This is a genomic window from Ferrovum myxofaciens (genome assembly GCF_000735045.1).
GTDB classification, from domain to species: domain Bacteria; phylum Pseudomonadota; class Gammaproteobacteria; order Burkholderiales; family Ferrovaceae; genus Ferrovum; species Ferrovum myxofaciens.
Window position 1 is genome coordinate 1 of the sequence record NZ_JPOQ01000016.1, and the last position, 17513, is coordinate 17513.

The window sequence follows — 17513 nt, forward strand, 5'->3', positions numbered from 1 at the left end:
ACAACGCTGGTCAGGGGCTACCCGTAACTGGGAGCCTGTAGGTGCTGTCCAATTGAATCCGGAACGACAAGTTCGGTTGGCGGCTTAAGATGGTTGAGGCGACAGAAACCCTGAAAGACGCCGATACCTGCCAGTGGCGTGTTGAATGCTGCCGCTACGCCAGCTGCGGCCCCCGCGAGAATCAGCCCTTTTTCCAGATCGTGTTTTGGAAAGCGTGCAAAATTCCCCAGGCTGTGCATGATGGATGCGCCGATTTGTACGGTGGGTCCCTCACGTCCGATGGATGCGCCACAAAGCAACGCGAAAACAGCGAGGAAAAACTTGCCGGTCGAAACGCGCAGGGAAAGCACGCGTTCGCGGATTGAACTGCTCTCTTCAGGATCAAGCGATGCAATGGTCTGCGGAATACCGCTGCCTTGCGATCCAGGGAAGTATTTTCTGGTAGTGTAAACAATCAACGCCATGCCGGCAGGGGTGATCAGCAAGGGTAAATAAGGCGAGATAGCGAGTACCTTGTGAAAAATACCATTTGCCCACTCACCGGCAACAGCCAACGCAATGGCAGCTAACGCTACGCTGATTGCGCCGCTCCAAAATACCAATTGGCGTTTCCAGTCCAGAAGTGTTGTGGCTTCGAACAGTGAGCTATCGTCAGCTACTTTAAAGTATTTGCGAATTGCTTGGGGAATTTTCATTACGGATATTATACAGGCAGCTTTACAGATCTTGATTGTTGGCAGAATGAAAAAGGTAGCTACTGGTCACGAACAGCGGGTTTCTGGGAGCGAATCTCCAACCTCAACTCATTATGCTGAACCTGCCTGTATACCACTTTCAACTATATCTCTCGACTATCCGCTTTAGTGCGGTAAGCAGAACCTCAAACTCAGTCACGCGACGTGCCGGTAATGGCACTTTGCTGCCCTTCGCGAAGTTCCTCTTTATGGAAGGCTAATTTACCAGATAATTTATCCTGTAAACCGCAGATGATGAGATAAAATTCAGCGCGAAGTAAGGTAAGTGTTGTACTCAACGACAAACGGAGGGATCATCCTCGGCACCTGGATGCTTTCCATCCTTTCTGGTCACAAGCGTTATTCGCATGTCACTGCGATCCGTTGCGACGGCGTCAAACCTCGATGTTTTTGTTCTCATCTCTCTCCTCATAATGTCAGCGCGGATTGATCCATCGTGTAGCAAACCACCGTTTACTATGCGCTACCGTGCATACTTGATTTTAGCACTGAAATTGAACGGTGTGAATAAAGAAATCTGGTATAGTAATCAATGTTTACCATAGGAGCGTTTGATGAACATTGGCTACGCCCGAGTTTCGACCCAGGATCAACGCCCTGAACTTCAGTTGGATGCCTTGGCTGCGGTGGGCTGCGAACAGGTGTTCCAGGAAAAGGCGTCTGGCAAGGACAAAGATCGACCGGAACTGGATACCTGTCTGAAAGTTCTCCGCCAGGGTGATACGCTGGTTGTCTGGCGTCTGGATCGTCTTGGTCGCTCACTCAAGGATCTGGTGGAAATCGTCCACACCCTCGAAGTACGCGGGGTCAGTTTCCAATCTCTCACTGAAAATATCGATACGACCAACGCGGGCGGCAAACTGATCTTTCATGTTTTTGCTGCCTTGGCTGAATTCGAGCGCAACCTGATTCGGGAACGGACCGTGGCTGGCTTGGCCGCTGCCCGTGCGCGGGGACGTATGGGTGGGCGTCGGGTAAAAATGAGCAAGACTGATGTCCGAAAGGCTGCTGCCATGTTGCATGACCCTCTAATAACCAAGACCGAGGTTGCTAGGCATTTTGGCGTCACTCGGGTTACATTGAATCTAGCACTGAAGCGGGAAGGTTATCCCCAAAACCCCGCTGCGCCGCAAGAACCAGGAGAAAGCACCACATGACCGAAACTGAATTCAAGAAACTGCTATGGGATTCCGCGAATAAACTACGCGGTGCCATGTCGGCAGCCGAATACAAGTTCCCTGTGCTGGGACTGGTCTTCCTCAAGTATGTGAGCGATATCTTCGATGCCCAGCGTGAGGTCATTCATTACCGACTGTCAGAACCCGAATCTGATTTATACATGCCCGAGAATATGCGGGAGGAAGCGTTTTTGGTACTTTCTGAGGATCGTGACGCCTATAAACAGGACAATGTGTTCTGGATTCCCCAAGAGGCCCGTTTCTCGGAACTTCTCAAACAGGCAGCCAACCCCAACCTGGGAAAACTGCTGGATGACGGGATGGCCGTCATTGAACGCGAGAATGAGAAGTTACGCGGTGTACTATACCGGGACTTCGCACGGTTACCACTAGAAGCCGGGGTTTTAGGCGATCTGATGAACATTGTCGCCAGGATGAAATTCGACCCCAAGCAGGACAGTTCGCGGGATGTTTTTGGCGAGGTTTACGAATACTTCCTTGGAAATTTCGCCTTGTCCGAAGGTCAGCGCGCCGGGCAGTTTTACACACCCCGCTCTGTGGTGAGTGTGTTGGTGGAAATACTCGCCCCTTTTTCCGGCAGAATTTATGACCCAGCCTGTGGATCGGGTGGCATGTTTGTGTATTCGGAGCGGTTCATTGAAGCCCACGGCGGTAAAAAAGGACAAGCAGCGATCTATGGTCAGGAACTTTCGGCCACGACCCGCAAACTCGCCTGCATGAACCTCGCCATTCGCGGCATCGACTATGACATGGGAAAGGCTCACGGCGATACCTTCCACAATGACCAGCATTCCGACCTGCGGGCTGACTTCGTACTTGCCAATCCCCCCTTCAATATCAAGGGCTGGGGTGCAGACAAACTCCCGAAAGACCCGCGTTGGAAATATGGCGTGCCCCCTGACGGGAATGCCAACTACGCATGGTTGCAACACATGCTGGCGCGCCTATCCGCCGATGGTCGTGCTGGCATCGTACTGGCCAACGGCTCAATGACCACCAATACCAGTGGCGAAGGCGACATCCGGGCCTCTATGGTCAAGGGCGATGTGGTGGAGTGCATGGTATCCCTACCTGGACAACTCTTCGCCAATACCCAAATTCCCGCATGCCTGTGGTTCCTCTCCAAAAACAAGGGAGCCGGAAAGAGTGGAATGCAGGACCGTCGAAGACAGATCCTATTCATCGACGCCAGAAAACTAGCCATCCTGATCCCCGGCTCACGCAAACAGAAAGAGTTTTCCGAAGACGAGATCCGGCAAATCGCCCAGACCTACCACAACTGGAGAGGGACGCAGTGGGGCGAGAACGGTTACGAGGATGTGCCCGGCTTCTGCAAGTCGTCCACACTGGATGAAATCGAGCAGCACGGCTTTGCTCTCACGCCGGGTCGCTACGTTGGTGCGACCGATGTCGAGGAGGACGACGACGAAGTGTTCGAGGAACAGATGACCAAACTGACCAGCGAGTTAAAAGAGTTGTTCAGGCGCGGAAAAGAAATGGAGCAGGAAGTGCGGATCCAACTAGGGCGGATCGGGTATGGCATCTGAATGGGTGATCGCTTTACTCATAAATCACATCAGAGATAATGCATGTTCTTTCCAATAGTTGGTTACAGTATTGATACTGTCATATCATTCTGGTGAGGGCAATCGTGGTTCCGAGACTCGGCGCTGACTGGCTCCTGATAATTCCTTGCTGCGCTCGAAAGATAGCAGGAGGAGAGTTAATTAGTGTCAACGATGATCCGCTGATCAAGTTAGTGACGCACGATCGTTATTCAGCGATGATCAATACTCGCCGAGCGGTTATGCAGAGTGTTTTTGTCAGTCCAAGGTTTGCAAACGACAAAAACACGGGGCTCAAGGACGGCGTGGATTTTGGAGGGCACAATATGTCTGGGCTTTACATGCCAGCTTTGGCGCGCTATGACGGCACGCTCTACCGTACCCCATGTCTTAACTCGGTCATTAAACATATAGTCGAGACTAAAGGCATGCCACAAATCATGATTCTTTCTGCGCTCTACGGCCCTTTGCATCCGCTGAGTCCCATTCAGAATTACAACCTTAAGATGGAGGATGCGCCCGCCCGCGCATGGGAGGACGAGTTTCCTGTGTTCCTTGAGGACTTCGTGCGGCGTAATGGAGTGAAAAAAATCGGCTTGTATCTAGGCAGTTCAACCAAGTACCTGAAAGTTGCCAAGAAAGCGGTGGACAAAGTATGTAGTTCGGGAACGTCATTGGAGGTGGTTCAATACCATATCGTTGATGGAAGCACGCACAAAACACCAAGTACCCATGGTTTGCGCATGCTATACGACCTAGGGGGTCCAAGTCTCTACGACCCCGCGCAGATTTGCGAGAAATTCTTTTTGAGAATTCCATTATGGCAATAACCATTGAATCGGATTTAAAACGCTTTTACGCCTCTCTTGCTAGGCTTCAGAAGGATTCCAACCAAGGTTTGCTCTTGAGTCGGTTATCAGAAATAAAGAGCCTCCCCCATCGAGGAGTCTACTTTTTTCTCGAAGCGGATGAACTAACCTCTTGTGGTCGACACCGGGTAACGCGGGTAGGTACACACGCGGTAAGCGTGGGTGCGAAGTCAACCTTGCAAGGGCGGCTCAGAACTCATCTGGGCACAAAGTCTGGTTCAGGTAACCATCGCGGTTCGATCTTTCGGCTACATATCGGGATGGCGCTGCAACACCGCGACCATTTGGATCTGCCATATTGGGGGAAGGGCTCGACAAAGCCAGTGGAGTTGAAGAGGAACCCAGCAGTCATGCTTGCAGAGGCCGAACATGAGCAAAAAGTCTCCAATATTATTGGAGGTATGTCGATTCTGTGGGTGAGTGTGAATGACGATCCAGGCCCTGAGAGTCTTCGCACATACATTGAGCGCAACGCAATTGCCTTGCTATCAAATAATTACTCTCCAATCGAGGTGGGTAGCAGCGAGTGGCTGGGAACTTATAGCCCTCGAGCGGAGATACGAGGTTGCCGCTTGTGGAATATAAATCACACCAAGGAACTATACGATTCGGCATTTCTCGATAAGTTTGAAAGGGCTATTGATGAAACTATTGAGTCACACGATTGAATTGATGAGTGCGAAGCCTAATAAACCATATGCACTGATCTATTCACTTGGGTTTTCCATTGGAGAATAAACCATGACTTTGGATATCAATCCACTGCTTAACGCCATCGCTCGTCTTGAAGAGGGCTTGAATGACTACCGACGCAATACAACATATACCCTGATTCGTGATGGACTGATTCAACGCTTTGAATTCACCTACGAGATCGCCCACAAGATGCTCAAACGCTATCTCGAATCCATCTCACCAACACCGGAAGAATATGACAGCATGCCTTTCCAGGATTTGATCCGCTCCGGTAACGAGCAGGGCCTGCTGCTGGGTGATTGGCCGAAGTGGCGAGGTTATCGCGATATGCGATCCAAAACCAGCCATACCTACGATGAAGAGATCGCTCTCGAAGTCGTGGATCAAATCCCCTCATTTCTCGAAGAGGTGCGTTATTTTCGTGACGAACTCAGTCAGCGATTGACCAGATGAATACCCCACTCATCGACATCAGCCCTAATGACTGGGCCATTATCCGCAACATTCTGCAAAAGAATGTGCCGCAATGGGATGTGTGGGCTTTTGGTTCCCGCTCCAAGTGGACAGCCAAAGAATACTCCGACTTGGATCTGGCCATCATTACCGATAAACCCCTGCCACTGAAGGTCAGTGCCAGCCTGAGTAATGATTTCTCCGAGTCTGATATACCGTGGAAGGTGGATGTTGTAGATTGGGCGACTACCCGTGAATCTTTCCGTAAGATCATCGAACGCGACAAGGTGGTGGTGCAGAAAGGAGCACGCAGATTGGGAGGGTGGGGTATGGCGTCTGAATGGCAGGAGATAGCACTTGGCGATTTCGCCCCCTTCACTTATGGCAAAAGTTTGCCAGAGAAAGATCGAAAAGCCACAGGTGCAGTCCTCGTTTTCGGGTCGAACGGCATTGTTGGCCTCCATGATAAAGCGCTTACCGATGGACCAACTATCGTCATTGGACGCAAAGGAACTGTAGGTGCTATTCACTACAATAAGAAGCCGTGCTGGCCAATTGATACAACTTTTTTTATTTCAGGCGTTGATGAAGATCTAGTCAGGTTTCGCTACTATGCATTGAAGTCGCTAGGGCTTGAGCACATGAACGGTGACAGCGCGGTGCCTGGTCTCAACAGAGATACCGCTCATGCTCAAATTCTTTCAATACCAACTTCTGAACTTGAACAACGAGCCATTGCCCGCGTCCTCGGCGTACTCGACGACCGTATCGAACACAACCGTGCCTTGGCTACAAACCTCGAAGCTATTGCCCGGCGGCTGTTCAAATCGTGGTTCGTGGACTTCGATCCAGTACGCGCCAAGGCCGCAGGTGAAAAACCTCCCGGCCTCGCCGACGACATCGCGGCGCTGTTCCCGGATCGGTTTGTGGAGAGCGAACTTGGAGAGATTCCGGAGGAATGGAAGGTTGGAAAAGTTTCTGATTTCTGTACCAATATTCGTGTTGGCTGTACACCGAGTCAATTTTCGTCCGACGACTTCTATGTTGGTCTTGAGCATTTTGATCGCCACTGTCTGACGCTCTGGAATGGCGGAAGTGGTGACGATGCAACCAGCAATAAGAGTCGGTTCGAAAAATACGATCTTCTTTTCGGAAAGCTCCGACCGTATTTTCATAAAGTGGCGATTGCCCCGATGAATGGCATCTGCTCAACAGACATTCTCGTGATTCGTTGTGCGGACATGGCTTACCGAGAATTTATGTACTTCACCCTTTTTCAGGATGACATAATTCAGTTCGTATCTGATGCAAGCGGCGGCACTCGGATGCCGCGCACGAATTGGGAAACATTAGCAAACTATGATTGTGCAATTCCCCCCGAAACGGTTTCTACTACGTTTGGCGAAATCACGACACCGATGATCGAGATAATGATGCAGTGCGTCTCTGAGAATGACGCCCTTGCCAAACTACGCGACCTTCTTCTACCCCGCCTGATTTCCGGCAAGCTTCGCGTCGAGGATGCCGAATCTATTATCGAAGAAGCCATCGCATGACCACTATGAAGCCCCTTAGCAAGCTGGTGCGCGTACCGTTGCGCGAAGCCTGGAAGCACGAAGCCAGTGATTTCACCCCGTGGTTGGCCGAAACCGACAACCTGAACGCCCTAGCGGATGCGCTGGGAGTCAGTGAACTGGTGTTGGTTGCCACCGAGCATTGGGTCGGCGACTTCAAGCTCGATATCCTTTGTACTGACGGCGACGAGCAGGTCATCATCGAAAACCAACTCGACAAGACCAACCATACCCATCTTGGCCAGATCATTGCCTACGCAGCCGGCGTAGGCGCCAAAAAGGTGATTTGGGTCGCGGAGTCGTTCCGGCCCGAACATGCTGCCGCGCTGCAATTCTTAAACGACAATACGACCGACGATCTCAACTTTTTCGCTGTCGAGGTCGAGTTGTGGAAGATTGGCGACTCTCCATTGGCGCCTAAATTCGAAGTTGTGGTCAAACCGAACGAATGGGCGAAAGCAGGCCGTGAACAAGCTCGCGCTGCGGCATCCACGACGCCAACCAAGCAGTTGCAGCAGAAATTCTGGATGGCGTTGATCGAGCATCTGGCCACAAAAGCACCCCAGATTCGCCCTCAGAAGCCCCGTGCGCAGCACTGGCTGAATAATTCTATCGGCCGTGCAGGTTTCGGCCTTAACCCGATTGCCAACACTCGGGATGAACGATTTGGCGTTGAGTTATGGATAACCAGCCCAGAAGCCAAGCAACATTATGCCAACCTGTTTGCGCAGAAGCAGGACATCGAAGCAAAGCTGGGTTTCGAACTGGACTGGCAGGCGTTGCCGGACGCCAAGGCTGTCCGGATCGCCTCCTGGTATCCCGATGCCTCGATTGAGGATGAGCAACGCTGGCACGAATACATCGATTGGTTGACGCAACGGCTAGTCAAGATGGATACAGTGCTGCGTCCCATCGTGAAAACATTGCCATGACAGAAAATAATGAGCTTCTGGAAGGCGAAAATTCGCTTGCGAACGAGACAACGCCTGAAGTAGAAACACGCAAGTGTATTCTTCAGTTATCGAATTCAGAGGCTCGGGATTTTTTCCTTAAACCAGAGAGCTATTGTGGCTTTGATTTCCCGCCTTACATTCAATTTGGTGACTTGATTGACGCTGTTCATAAGTTTCTCGACGGTAAGAAACTTTCTGACGTGCGAGCAAATGATCCAAGAGACTTTGACGACATTAATTACACAATACTGAACAACAAAGATGGCAAGTATGCTTGGCGCCCCTTCCAACTGATTCATCCCGCCCTGTATGTTTCATTGGTTCATCACATAACAGAAAGTAATAACTGGCAATTGGTTCAGAAGCGCTTCAATGATTTTTCCAGCAACAATAATATTCGATGCCTGAGCCTGCCTGTTGTCTCGTTGCATGAACAAAAGGACAAGGCCGAACAGGTATCCCAGTGGTGGCATGAAGTGGAACAGCGTTCCATCGAACTCTCTTTGGAGTATGACTACCTGATCGAAACCGATGTTACTGATTGCTACGGTGCTATTTATACACATTCCATCGCGTGGGCACTGCATACAAAACCCACCGCCAAAGCCAAGGAGAACAGAAAAGATAAAAACCTTCTTGGCAACATCATTGATAATCATATTCAGGATATGCGTCACGGCCAGACAAATGGGATTCCTCAAGGATCCACATTGATGGATTTTATTGCCGAAATGGTTCTCGGCCTTTCTGATGAAGAATTATCAGTGCGGATTCATGCTGAGGATATCAACGATTACTGTATTCTGCGTTATCGGGACGATTATCGTATTTTCGTTAATAATCCGCAGGTTGGTGAGAAGATAGTCAAACTCCTTACGGAAACCATGATCGGTCTTGGGTTCAAGTTAAACCCTTCCAAAACAAAAGCCAGTAATGATGTGATCCGTGCATCAATAAAAGCAGACAAGCTGGCTTGGGTTAGCAGAAAACAATCCGAGAAGAGCGTACAGAAACATTTGCTAATTATTCATGATCATGCAATTCATTTTCCAAACTCAGGCAGCCTTGTTGTTGCATTGAATGACTTTTACAAGCGTCTTCTCAGAATAAAAACATTGGTTGAAAATCCAATGCCTTTAATCGCTGTCATTATTGATATTGCCTATCGCAATCCACGAACATATGCTAGTTGCGCAGCTGTCCTCAGCAAGTTAATGAGCTTCGTCTCTACGGACGAAGAAAAAGTGTCTCTCGCCAATAAAATAAAGAATAAATTTGCGAAGATTCCAAATACCGGTCATATGCAAATATGGATCCAGCGTGTTACGTTATCCATCGATAGTGACATTTCTTTTGAAGAGCCAATATGCCAGATGGTTTCCGGAGAGAAAATCCCTCTTTGGAACAACAGTTGGATTTCTTCGGAACAATTAAAAACCATTTTGAATAGAGCCACTGTTGTGAATAGGCAGGCTCTTGAAACAATGGAGCAAGTAATTCCAGCGAATGAAATTGAACTATTCATAACGAAAGTTCAAGGAGGCTACTACTAATGACCGAAAACGACCTTGAACAAGCCTGCATCGACTGGTTCCGTGATCTCAGTTGGGAGTATGCCCATGGCGAGACCATTTCTCCTGGCGGTTTTGCCCCGGAGCGTGGTCATTACAATGAGGTCGTGCTTGCGCCGCGTTTGCGCTCAGCGCTGGAGCGTCTGAATCTGGGAATCAATGCGTCCGTCCTTGACGATGCTGAGAAGAAAGTGCGTCAGTTCGCCGGTCAATCCTTGGTCGAAGCCAACCGTGACCTGTATGTGTGGTTGCGCGATGGCATTCCCGTTGAGGTGGAAGAGGATGGCCACCGTCGCCAGATCAATGTGATGGTGTTCGACTGGACCGACCCCACCCGGAACGACTGGCTGATCGTCAACCAGTTCACGGTCAAGGGTTCCAAGACCGTGCGCCCCGACATGGTAGCCTTCGTCAATGGTCTACCGCTGGCAGTCATCGAACTGAAGAACCCAGCCGACGAGAAGGCGGATGTGTACGCCGCCTTCAACCAGATCGGCAATTACAAGAATGAGATACCGCAACTTTTCGAGCCCAATGTGGTTTGCGTGATTTCGGATGGCACCGTGGCACGCATGGGGTCGATTTCCGCCGACTCCGAGCGTTTCATGCCTTGGCGCGCCGCCAATGGTATTGACCACCCAGAGCAGCATCTGGAACTTGAAGTGCTGGTCAAGGGACTGTTCGACAAACAAACCTTCCTGACCTACTTCCACCATTTCATTGCGTTCCAAACGAGCGGCGCTGGCACATTCAAGGTGATTGCAGGTTACCACCAATACCACGGTGTGCTGAGGGGCGTGGAACGGGCACTGAATTCCATCCAGCATCGCCACGATGGCAAGGGTGGCGTGATGTGGTTTACCCAGGGTTCTGGCAAAAGCCTGCTGGCGGTGTTCTATGTGGGGATGCTGCGCGAACGCCCCGAACTGGAGAACCCGACCATCGTGGTGGTAACGGACCGTAAGGATCTCGACGGCCAACTGTTCGAAACATTCGCTTCGTGCCGTATCCCGCTACGCACCACACCTGTCCAAGCCAATGACCGGGCAGAGTTGAAGAAACTTCTATCCGAGCAGGTGGCAGGCGGGATCTTTTTCACGACCATTCAGAAATTTTCCCCGGAAAAAGGACTGGATACGGTGGAGCAACTATCCAGTCGCTCCAACATCATCGTCATTTGTGACGAGGCCCACCGCACCCAATACGGATTCAAGAGCGATCTCGACAAGAAAGGGGAGAAATACCGTTACGGCCTGGCGAAATACATGCACGATGCTCTACCCAATGCCTTGTACCTTGGCTTGACGGGCACGCCGATTTCCGAGAATGACCGCGATACTGAGGCCGTTTTTGGAACCTATGTGGACATTTACGATGTGCTTGCGTCCCAGCAGGACGGAACCACGGTTCCCATTCATTATGAACAGCGGATTATCGATCTGGCCGTCAACCAGGCCGAACTGGGTTCCCTGGATGAAGAACTGGAAGAACTGCTGGAGGATGACCCTGAAGAACAGAACAGCAGGACCATTTCCGCGCTGTCTCGCCTGGAGTCCATCGCCATGGCCGATGGCCGTTTGGAGAAATTGGCTGAAGATCTGGTGAAGCATTGGGATGAACGTCTTGAGGCCATTGATGGCAAGGGCATGATCGTTGCGATCAGTCGCAGAGCTGCTGTGGCGTTTTACGACGAGATTATCAAATGCCGACCAGAATGGCACGCCAAGGACATCGACAAAGGGGGTATCAAGGTGGTAATGACCAGCCCGGCTTCCGATCCATCAGCCTTACGCGTCCACGCCACCACGCCGCAGGAAAAGAAGTTGCTGGAAAAACGCATCAAGGACCCAGACGATCCCCTCAAGTTGGTCATTGTGCGTGATATGTGGCTCACTGGATTTGATGCCCCCTGCCTGCATACCCTGTATGTGGACAAACCCATGCGTGGCCAAGGGTTGATGCAGGCGGTGGCTCGCGTGAACCGTGTATGGAAGGATAAACCCGGCGGACTGGTGGTGGATTACATCGGGATTGGGGAAGAACTAAAAGCAGCCATTGCCCAGTACACACGGGCTCGCGGTGGCGAGAATCGGGGGGAACCGGTGGAATTCATTGAGGAAGCTCTGACCATCCTCAAGGAAACGATTGCTATCATCCGTGACATGCTTCATGGTGTGGATCTGACGGGGATTGCCACTGATGCGAAACGAGCCTTGGTGGCATTGCCGATTGCCATGAACCACCTCGTCAAACTCAATCAGAAGCCCGATACGGCAGGAAAAGACGAGAAGCCGCCTGGGGTCAAACGATTCCTGGATCAGGTTACCAAGCTCTCCAAGGCACAGGCGCTGGCCGGAACGCACCGGGATGCACTGGCGCTGCGCAACGAAATCGCCTTCTATCAGGCGGTGAAGGCAGGCTTGGTAAAATTTACTAGCGTCGGAGTCGGCAAGAGCAAGGTCGAGAAAGAAGCCGCCATGCGGCAGATCGTCGCCAAAGGCGTGCTGGTCAATGGAGTAACAGATCTCTACAAAACTCTCGGCATCGAGAAACCGGACATCAGCGTATTGGATGAGATATTTCTGGCCAAATTGGCCGAGATTCCACAGAAGAATCTCGCCGCCGAATTGCTCCAACGCCTCATCAATGACGAAATTCAGTCCAGAGGCCGCCGCAACACCACTCAGGCCCAGAAATTCAGCAAGAAATTGACCGATGCTATCCAGAAATATACGAACCGGGGCTTGACCTCGGCGCAAGTCATCGAAGAACTGATCAAACTTGCCCAAGAAATTGCTGCTGACAAACCACCACCCGGTATGACAGAGGATGAATTTGCTTTCTACGAGGCGTTGCGCGAAAACGAGAGCGCCGTTCGGGAAATGGGTGACCCGATCCTAAAGGCACTGGCGCATGAATTGACTGACAAACTCCGTAAATCGGCCACCATAGACTGGCAGAAACGGGAAACTGCCCGCGCGCGGATGCGCTTGCTGGTGAAGGTGCTGCTGACAAAATACAAATACCCCCCGGACAAGCAGCCCGATGCTGTGGAAAAAGTGATAGCTCAGGCCGAACTGTATGCTGACCTGTGGGCCGTTGAGGGTGCTTGATTGGCATGCCGATCCTGAGTTAGAACTGGGTACCCGATCAACCCCAAATGATCGCAGTACCACGGATTCCAGAGACGGGTATGTCGCGACGATCATCAAACAGGATAGTGAGTTGCGGCTGGCGCAGGTCTATTCCTAACTGGCGGCGAACCGTCTGGCACAGTTTCTTGGACTGCCTGTCAATTCTAATTTTTGTGCAATTCGTCTCCGGAAATGCATAAGTTCTTCAACTTGGAATGTGGAATTATTTGGATCAGCTTGCCAGTTGTAAGCGAAGTAATCGGGCCTAAACTGCAAACCGCCCATAGTGAGGCAAAAACGGAGCGGTCATTAGAGCCATCCTGAGCTGCCTGAAAACTTCCCCACTTTTGGGTAGTTGGCATTTCCACAATGAGTCCAACAGGCACAGTCCACTGCCATCAACACCCTCGTCCTGTTGATGCCGGATTATTTTGTAGCCGTTGTTGGTAAATTTGCGAATACGGGGGCAAAACGGTGCCAGCAAAAATGAGCAAAAAAACATGCGAAAGAGAAAAATGGAGCCAAAACGGTGCCACTGGATTGGCAGAAAGTCTTGGAATCGGCTTAATTGAAGTTACTTCATAACTAAAAATTTGTTTATTTTCAATGTATTGGTGGCTCCCCGACCAGGGCTCGAACCTGGGACCTGCGGATTAACAGTCCGTCGCTCTACCGACTGAGCTATCAGGGAACAATCAAGACCCGAATTCTATCAGGAACACGTGAGCATGACAAGTCCCAAGCCAATGAACATCGTTCAGTTGGAATCATCCCGAGCGACGGCATCGACCTGATACTGACTACCTGAAGACGTCATCAACACATCGATGTTATCTCCATTGCCAAATCCCGATGGCAAGGAAACCCCACTTCCGAGTGTCAGGGGAAGCCCATTTAAATTGAAACTGCTTCCACCTGCGGAATAGTTATACAGGACCCCGCTAATTTCGAGGGTACCTGAGGAAAGATTGGGATTTGTGATATTCCAGAAACTGACCCCGTAAGCCGATAAGGTTTGTGGAGAGAGCGCGGTGGCTTCCACTTCCACTAGAGCGCCATTGACCAAATTGGCGACAGTCCCATTGCCAAAGGAAGCACTGGTGGACAATGTCACTTGCTGGGAAGAACCACTAAGGAGGGTGAGGGTGAACGTTCCTTGAGAAGGGTTGTATTGACCGACCTTCCCCAGATAGTCCACCACCTCATTAGCAGGAGGGCCAGGATAAACCGTAATGGAACTCGCCAGGACCATGTTCCCTTGAAGGGTTCCCTGTACAGCGATATAACCATTTTTTTGCAAAGCAGATAACGGGGCGGAGGCGCCATTGGCAAAAGTGAGTACCGTGCCACTGTTCGTAATGATCGGAGTCCCGCGAATGACAAAATTCCCCGTTGATACAAATTCACTGATGGTTCCGGACAAGGTGGCAGGAGTCTGAATATAAGGATTCAGCGTTTGTACAGAAACTTCACCTGTCGTGGAATCGATGACCCCCTTGAGCGTAACGTACTGACCTGCGGTTACTCCCCCCTGATGGATACCATTGACCAGAACTCCGTCCACCTGAAACTGGTTTCCCTGCACGGCCGACACCAGACCAGACAGCGTGATATTCCCATTCATGCCTGGCAAGAGTGTGCTGACCTGAACGGAGCCAGCAACTAATGGCGTAGTTCCAGAGGGCGTCTGACTCCAGATGTTAACCCACTGCCCATTCTTGAGCGCTCCTGTACCCAGTGTTTGATTTGAAAATGGGCTGAAGAACTGGGTACTGGCATTGAAAGAAAACGGAATTCCATTAACTGTGAAAGTATGCTGGGAAGGATTCCATTGGGTCAAAGCACCGCTGACCCGGGTGATGGAAAGGTTACTGGGCATCAACTTGATCAGCGTGGCCTGAACAAAAGGAATTCCAGAGGAACTCGTGCCCGGAACGCCATGCACTTGCACCATATCATTGAGTTGAATGGCACCCATGCCCGCATACCCGATGAAAAAGGTATTCGGCAGGGAAGACGTAGTAGAATTCACAACGACTTCCATGCCATTGACGACCAAGGTGCCTGACGTAGGATTGACGCTCGTCACCACCCCCACCAACGCCGGGTTGATCCACACCGAAGTCGGATTTCCCTGGGCATCGGTTTGAATGTTCAGTTGTCCACCCAAAGGGACTTTCATGGCAGTGACAGAGACACTGGGTTGGGTGGTTGATTCTGCATCGTAGCGCGGGGTAGCGCTATTGTAGGCGATTCCATCCATCACCAGACTGCCAAACCCGGTGACCGTACCGGTAACCACTCCAGTTCCCCCCGTCCCTACCCCGCCAGCCAACTGTGTCCCACCACCACAGGAACTCAGGAGGGGAATCAAAAAGAGTAGTCCTCTCTTGTTCAGTATACCGCTCAAGATTACAGATCCTGAAACTGGAAAGAAAGCATGGAAGGACTCACTGAGAAGGGGTACTGCCCAGAACCTTGTCTTCTTGAATGGAGGGTGACTCCGACAAGAGGGCATCCCAGAAATAGGATCCAAAACGGATTCGGTGCAGGGCCCTCGGATCATTTCGTTCTTGCTCGTAGAGCAGGCTGCTTTCGCGGATTATTTCGCTGCGCATCTGGGACCAGAGTTTTTGAGACAGTTGGGCAAGTTTGACCACGGATTCAGGTGTCAGTCCGCTGACGAAGACGCTTTGCTCCAGACGAGGCTCGTGACCTTTGATATTACTGACGGCGGCAGACACATGATCCCCCAGGTTTCCAGAAAATAATTCCATGAGTTCGACGGAACCCGCGGGAGGTATAAATCCCCGTGGAGAAGGAATGACCCAGTCTTGTCCCTGTTTTTTCTTGATGGTCACCAATCCCAGACGAACCAGTTCAGAAAGCACTGTGTAGGGATGGACGTCTTGAGTAATCTGACGCACCAGCGTTTCAAAGGAAACTTCATCTCCAATTCGTAACAAGGATTTAGGATTTTTGAAGCGATCGCGATAAAGTGGATTTTGTATCCAGTGAGAGAATACTTGACTACTCAAGGAAACTTTCCGCGCAATTCTATCCCCCATGCCATTTTCACGCCAATAACGCACATCCTTGCGATGAACCCCGCTCAGCAAACTCAGAGCAGAGTCCGTATCCTTGCAATGGGCTTCATTGAGTTCGCTTTGAGCCTGTTCAATAAAGGTTTGCTTGAGTACGGCAGTAAAACGCACATAATCTACCCCGCAGGACAGGAGCAAGCGTATCATTGGAGCCATGATATGGGTCACAGCCTCCAGTGTGTCCTCGGCAGCAGGAAGCGTAGCGCTGGACTGGCTTGGAGTGGGAAGTTGACGCGGTGGTCTGCCCATGGCGATGAATTAGTTCAGTTAGGGTGGTTTTTGGTTTGTCAATGTTCACTATTTAGCATTTTAACAGATTCCCAACGTTTGTCATTTCAGAGCATGTCCCAACTCCATCTGTTCCTTCTTGAATTGTCCTCTCAACTTGGCACCCGTTTCTTGCTGGTGGTCTGTCTTGGGTTTTTAACAGGACTGGAATTTCGTGAGTACCTTCTCACGCGCCACCTGGAACATCCGCTGGCCATTGGTTCATCCCGTACCTATGCATTTATCTCGGCCTTGGGATTTATTCTCTATAACCTGAACCCGGTAGGTCTGCTCTATCTCGGGGGCATGTTGTTTCTGATCACATTATTTGTGCAGTTTTATCATCATAAATTGCAGGTAGGTCAGAAAGGTATCCATCAATTCCTGATTGGCATGCTGGTGTATACCTACGGACCGAGTGCTCAATTATTTCCACTCTGGTTTCTGATCCTGCTTTTTGTCACCGTAGTCCTGGTGTTGGGTGCCCGACCCTTGACCCATCATTTGATTGCGACCATGGATCGCCTGGAATTGCTGACCTTATCCAAGTTCCTGCTACTTTCCGCAGTGATCCTCCCGCTTCTGCCCAAGGAATACCCGTTCAAAAACTTACCCCTCACACCATTTTCGGTATGGATGGCGGTTGTCGTGATTTCCGCCATTTCCTATGCCGGTTATCTGTTACGTCGCTATGTGTTCAAAGGAAGCGGTTATCTGGTAACTGGACTGCTCGGAGGAATCTACTCCAGCACAGCCACCATTGTGGTCCTGGCTCGGTCCTCCGCCCCACCCTCTGCCCCTCTCGCTCAGATCCATGGGGGCATTCTGGGTGCTGTGGGCATGATGTACGTCCGATTGTTACTATTGGTTATCGTAATGGCTCCCATGCTGCTTCGTTACTGTGCCTTGCCGCTTCTGGGAGGAGGCATGATCGCCCTGGGTCTTGCTTGGCTCAGTCAACATAAAACAGACAAGAAGATCCCCGATACCCTGGACAATATATCCAACAGCAATCCTCTGGCACTGCGTACGGCATTGCTCTTTGCCCTTCTATTCGTGCTCATGACTGCCTTGACCCATTTCATCCTGCAGGACTTTGGCTCGGGAGGCATAGAAATTTTGGCTCTGGTGATTGGTTTTACTGACATTAATCCATTCATCATGTCGTTGCTCAACGATTCCCGCCATGACCTGTCCCTCGCGCAGAGTGCGGGCGCATTGATCATGGCAGCGGGAAGCAATATCGTATTGGAGAGCGGTTATACCCTGATTTTGGGGAACCACGCGCGCAATCGGGGGATTTTTCTGAAACTATTGGGACTGGGAAGCGCAACCTTGCTCTTCGGGTTGGGAATGTTCTGAGAAATTGACAC

General features: G+C 50.8%; 12 protein-coding genes, 1 tRNA gene and 1 pseudogene. 10 read left to right on the forward strand and 4 right to left on the reverse strand.

Features of this window, described 5'->3' with window-relative positions:
• Positions 1–134: 134 nt before the first annotated feature.
• Positions 135–695, reverse strand: a pseudogene (locus IV91_RS19580) (chloride channel protein); the annotation flags it as partial.
• A gap of 614 nt (positions 696–1309) precedes the next feature.
• Here IV91_RS19580 and IV91_RS0103595 point away from each other — a divergent pair.
• The 9 genes from IV91_RS0103595 (at position 1310) to IV91_RS0103635 (ending at position 12748) form a co-directional block, all read left to right on the forward strand.
• Positions 1310–1912 carry a recombinase family protein gene (locus tag IV91_RS0103595; RefSeq protein WP_051861993.1) on the forward strand — a complete coding sequence of 201 codons (603 nt, stop codon included), beginning with the start codon at positions 1310–1312 and terminating at the stop codon, positions 1910–1912.
• A complete protein-coding gene (locus tag IV91_RS0103600) occupies positions 1909–3501 on the forward strand; it encodes a class I SAM-dependent DNA methyltransferase (RefSeq protein WP_031596071.1) in 1593 nt (530 codons plus the stop codon). The genes IV91_RS0103595 and IV91_RS0103600 overlap by 4 nt, the downstream gene beginning before the upstream one ends.
• Before the next feature lie 104 nt (positions 3502–3605).
• Complete coding sequence (gene yaaA, locus IV91_RS0103605) at positions 3606–4349, forward strand: peroxide stress protein YaaA (protein ID WP_150112365.1); 744 nt, start codon at positions 3606–3608, stop codon at positions 4347–4349.
• Positions 4340–5056, forward strand: a complete 717-nt coding sequence (locus IV91_RS18350) for a hypothetical protein (RefSeq protein WP_035417074.1) — start codon at positions 4340–4342, stop codon at positions 5054–5056. Before yaaA ends, IV91_RS18350 begins: the two co-directional genes overlap by 10 nt.
• A 73-nt stretch (positions 5057–5129) precedes the next feature.
• The gene (locus IV91_RS0103615) at positions 5130–5537 is read left to right on the forward strand and encodes a nucleotidyltransferase substrate binding protein (RefSeq protein WP_031596077.1); all 408 of its coding nucleotides are present in this window, start codon (positions 5130–5132) and stop codon (positions 5535–5537) included.
• Positions 5534–7093: a restriction endonuclease subunit S gene (locus IV91_RS15620; protein ID WP_051861995.1), complete on the forward strand. Its 1560-nt coding sequence runs from the start codon at positions 5534–5536 to the stop codon at positions 7091–7093. Before IV91_RS0103615 ends, IV91_RS15620 begins: the two co-directional genes overlap by 4 nt.
• A complete protein-coding gene (locus IV91_RS0103625; RefSeq protein ID WP_200874317.1) occupies positions 7090–8043 on the forward strand; it encodes a DUF4268 domain-containing protein in 954 nt (317 codons plus the stop codon). The genes IV91_RS15620 and IV91_RS0103625 overlap by 4 nt, the downstream gene beginning before the upstream one ends.
• Positions 7977–9617: an RNA-directed DNA polymerase gene (locus IV91_RS0103630; protein ID WP_200874318.1), complete on the forward strand. Its 1641-nt coding sequence runs from the start codon at positions 7977–7979 to the stop codon at positions 9615–9617. The genes IV91_RS0103625 and IV91_RS0103630 overlap by 67 nt, the downstream gene beginning before the upstream one ends.
• Positions 9617–12748, forward strand: a complete 3132-nt coding sequence (locus IV91_RS0103635) for a type I restriction endonuclease subunit R (RefSeq protein ID WP_031596083.1) — start codon at positions 9617–9619, stop codon at positions 12746–12748. Before IV91_RS0103630 ends, IV91_RS0103635 begins: the two co-directional genes overlap by 1 nt.
• A 636-nt stretch (positions 12749–13384) precedes the next feature.
• Here IV91_RS0103635 and IV91_RS0103640 read toward each other — a convergent pair.
• The 3 genes from IV91_RS0103640 to IV91_RS0103650 all read right to left on the reverse strand — a co-directional run bounded on the left by IV91_RS0103640 (position 13385) and on the right by IV91_RS0103650 (position 16122).
• Positions 13385–13460: transfer RNA gene (locus tag IV91_RS0103640), tRNA-Asn, on the reverse strand.
• A 66-nt stretch (positions 13461–13526) separates the two neighbouring features.
• On the reverse strand, positions 13527–15179 hold the full coding sequence (locus tag IV91_RS0103645) for a DUF5666 domain-containing protein (RefSeq protein WP_150112367.1): 1653 nt from the start codon (positions 15177–15179) through the stop codon (positions 13527–13529).
• Positions 15180–15219: 40 nt separating this feature from the next.
• Positions 15220–16122, reverse strand: a complete 903-nt coding sequence (locus IV91_RS0103650; RefSeq protein WP_051861996.1) for a DUF6502 family protein — start codon at positions 16120–16122, stop codon at positions 15220–15222.
• Positions 16123–16215: 93 nt separating this feature from the next.
• Here IV91_RS0103650 and IV91_RS0103655 point away from each other — a divergent pair, with 93 nt between their 5' ends.
• The gene (locus IV91_RS0103655) at positions 16216–17502 is read left to right on the forward strand and encodes an MgtC/SapB family protein (RefSeq protein ID WP_160171519.1); all 1287 of its coding nucleotides are present in this window, start codon (positions 16216–16218) and stop codon (positions 17500–17502) included.
• Positions 17503–17513 lie beyond the last annotated feature (11 nt).

Bases quoted from the DNA above. Each gene is read 5' to 3' on its own strand.
- IV91_RS0103595 (WP_051861993.1), top strand. From the start codon at position 1,310: ATGAACATTGGCTACGCCCGAGTTTCGACCCAGGATCAACGCCCTGAA.
- IV91_RS0103600 (WP_031596071.1), top strand. From the start codon at position 1,909: ATGACCGAAACTGAATTCAAGAAACTGCTATGGGATTCCGCGAATAAA.
- IV91_RS18350 (WP_035417074.1), top strand. From the start codon at position 4,340: ATGGCAATAACCATTGAATCGGATTTAAAACGCTTTTACGCCTCTCTT.
- IV91_RS0103615 (WP_031596077.1), top strand. From the start codon at position 5,130: ATGACTTTGGATATCAATCCACTGCTTAACGCCATCGCTCGTCTTGAA.
- IV91_RS15620 (WP_051861995.1), top strand. From the start codon at position 5,534: ATGAATACCCCACTCATCGACATCAGCCCTAATGACTGGGCCATTATC.
- IV91_RS0103625 (WP_200874317.1), top strand. From the start codon at position 7,090: ATGACCACTATGAAGCCCCTTAGCAAGCTGGTGCGCGTACCGTTGCGC.
- IV91_RS0103635 (WP_031596083.1), top strand. From the start codon at position 9,617: ATGACCGAAAACGACCTTGAACAAGCCTGCATCGACTGGTTCCGTGAT.
- IV91_RS0103650 (WP_051861996.1), bottom strand. From the start codon at position 16,122: ATGGGCAGACCACCGCGTCAACTTCCCACTCCAAGCCAGTCCAGCGCT.
- IV91_RS0103655 (WP_160171519.1), top strand. From the start codon at position 16,216: ATGTCCCAACTCCATCTGTTCCTTCTTGAATTGTCCTCTCAACTTGGC.